Below are 3010 nucleotides of genomic sequence, written 5' to 3' on the forward strand. Positions count from 1 at the left end.
CCAGCAGCGCCAGCGTGGCCTGGGCGAGCCGGGTCGTCGCCGCAGCCCAGCGTTTCAGGTCCTCGGGCTGCAGCGGTTCGGGGTCGAAGGCCGGGTCGCCGCGGCGCAGCGCCAGCGCCGCGTGCAGCGCGGCGACACGCTCGGCGAGCGCGCGCACACGCGCCAGCAGCCCGCCCTCGGCGGCGCCGTCCGGGTCACCCGGGGCCGGCGTGCTGCGTTCCAGGTGGCGGCAGAGCTGGGTCAGCGCGAGGTCCCAGGCGTCGCCCTGGTGCACCACCCAGGGCTGCAGCACGGCCAGCGTCGACACCGTGCCGTCGGCCGCGACGTGCTCGACATGGCCGACCGGCACGACGGCGTTGTCGAACTGCGCCACCTCGCGCAGGTGGCGGCCCATCTCGACCTCGACGTTGACGCCGGGACGCAGCCGCCGCAACAGCTTGACGAACAGCCGGTCGCCGAGCTGCAGCGTCGTGTTGCGGCCCTGCGGCACGGCGCGCACCGGCAGCGTGTCGAGTTCGGCGGTGACGGCCTCGGCGTCGAAGCCGCGCAGCGCGACGAAGCGGATCTGGCCGCCACCGGCGGCCGGCAGGCTGCGCCCGGCGGCCACCGCGGCGACCAGCGCCCGGCAGAAGGCCTCGTCGCCGCCGGCGTCGCCGAGCAGGCCGATGCGCGCCTGCATGCGCGCCTTGGCCAGCGCCGCCGGCGCCAGCTGGCCGATGCGGGCCTCGTCGGCCTCGTCGTCCTCCCAGGCCACGGCCAGCGGCGAGAACCAGCGTGCGTCCTCGTGCGGGCCGCGTGTGTCGACCAGCGCCAGCAGCCATTCGCGCCCGGCCTGGGCCAGCGTCGCGTGGCCGGCGATGCGCGCCTGCGCCGGCGCCTCGCCGGCGTCGAACCAGCGCTGGCGCGCCAGGTGCGGCGGCAGCAGCTCGTCCTCGAGCTGGGCCAGCGTCTTGCCGGCCAGCGCGATGCGCCAGGGCACGACACGGTCGCGGAAGAAGCTGTTCCAGCCGTCGAACATCACCAGCACCGGCAGGTGCTCGACCGGGCGGCGGTCGGCGTGCCAGTCCGGTGGCGCGGCGTCGGTGGCCAGGCGGAACCAGAAGAAGCCGTGGCCGGCCAGCGTCAGCAGATAGGGCAGCTCGCCGACCGGCGGGAACGCGGTGTGCGCGCCCATCTCGACCGGCACCCGGCCCTTGAAGCGCGACAGGTCCAGCTCCACCGGCTGCGGTGCTCGGCCGAGGTTGGCGACGCAGAGCACGACCTCGTCGCCCAGCTCGCGCAGATAGGCCAGCACCTTGCGGTTGCCGGGGTGCAGCATCGTGATGCGGCCGCGGCCGAAGACCTGGGTCGAGCGGCGGATGGCCAGCATGCGCCGCGTCCAGTTCAGCAGCGACGAGGCGTCGCGGCTCTGGGCCTCGACGTTGACCGCCTCGAAGCCGTAGACCGGGTCCTGGATGGCGGGCAGCACCAGGCGCTGCGGGTCGGCGCGCGAGAAGCCGCCGTTGCGGTCGCTGGTCCACTGCATCGGCGTGCGCACGCCGTCGCGGTCGCCGAGGAAGATGTTGTCGCCCATGCCGATCTCGTCGCCGTAATACAGCACCGGCGAGCCCGGCATCGACAGCAGCAGGCTGTTCATCAGCTTGATGCGCTCGGCGTCGTTCTCCAGCAGCGGCGCCAGGCGCCGGCGGATGCCGAGGTTCAGCCGCGCACGCGGGTCGGCGGCGTACATCGAGTACATGTAGTCGCGTTCGCGGCTGGTCACCATCTCGAGCGTCAGCTCGTCATGGTTGCGCAGGAAGATCGCCCACTGGCACTGCGGCGAGATGTCGGGCGTCTGCTGCAGGATCTCGACGACGGGGTGGCGGTCTTCCTGCGCGATGGCCATGTACATGCGCGGCATCAGCGGGAAGTGGTACGCCATGTGGCACTCGTCGTCGTCGCCGAAGTACTCCCGCACGTCCTCGGGCCACATGTTGGCCTCGGCGAGCAGCAGCTTGCCGGGGTACCGGGCGTCCAGGCGCTGTCGGATCTCCTTGATGACCTCGTGCGTCTCGCGCAGGTTCTCGTTGCTCGTGCCCTCGCGTTCGACGAGGTAGGGGATGGCGTCGAGGCGGAAGCCGTCGACGCCCTGCTCGAGCCAGAACTCCATGATCCCGAACACCGCCTCGCGCACCGCGGGGTTGTCGAAGTTCAGGTCGGGCTGGTGGCTGAAGAAGCGGTGCCAGAAGTACTGGCCGGCGACCTCGTCCCAGGTCCAGTTCGACTTCTCGGTGTCGGTGAAGATGATGCGCGTGCCGGCGTACTTCGTCGGGTCGTCGCTCCAGACGTAGAAGTCGCGCTCCGGCGAGCCGCGCGGCGCCCGGCGCGCGCGCTGGAACCACGGGTGCTGGTCGGAGGTGTGGTTGACGACCAGCTCGGTGATGACACGCAGCCCGCGTGCATGCGCCTCGGCGACCACACGCGCGACGTCGGCCGGCGTGCCGTAGGCCGGGTTGACGGCCATGAAGTCGGCGACGTCGTAGCCGTCGTCGCGCAGCGGCGAGGGGTAGAAGGGCAGCAGCCAGATCGTGTTGACGCCGAGGTCACGCACGTAGTCGAGCTTGGAGATCAGGCCGGCGAAGTCGCCGATGCCGTCGCCGTTGCCGTCGGCGAAGGACTTGACGTGCAGCTCGTAGATGACCGCGTCCTTGAACCACAGCGGGTCGTGCGCGGGTGCGGTGGCGTCGTCCGGCGTCTGGGGCCGGGTGGCGTTGATGGCGGTGAGGTCTTCGCCCTTCATGGTCCTCGTGGCGGCGGCGGCATCGGGCCTCGTGCGCAGCCCGCGGGGGACCGTAACCGATCACCGTGCCGCGGGCGAAATCCTCCGGCGGGGAGGGGGCTTCGGCGCCCGCGTCGAGGCGTTGCGGCCGCGGCTTGGGCGCGGGTCACCAGCCCCAGAAGATCAGCCACCAGCTCGCCACGGCCAGGGCCGCCGGCAGCGTGTAGAGCGCCGCGGCGGCCAGCCGGCGGG

1 protein-coding gene is annotated in these 3010 nt (G+C 72.4%); it reads right to left on the reverse strand.

Annotated features, from left to right (window positions below; genetic code table 11):
- Positions 1-2779, reverse strand: a 2779-nt coding sequence (gene treS / locus RBXJA2T_RS05705) for a maltose alpha-D-glucosyltransferase (RefSeq protein ID WP_009856382.1), incomplete at its 3' end; no start/stop codon positions are given.
- Positions 2780-3010 lie beyond the last annotated feature (231 nt).

Source organism: Rubrivivax benzoatilyticus JA2 = ATCC BAA-35 (assembly GCF_000190375.1).
GTDB classification, from domain to species: domain Bacteria; phylum Pseudomonadota; class Gammaproteobacteria; order Burkholderiales; family Burkholderiaceae_C; genus Rubrivivax; species Rubrivivax benzoatilyticus.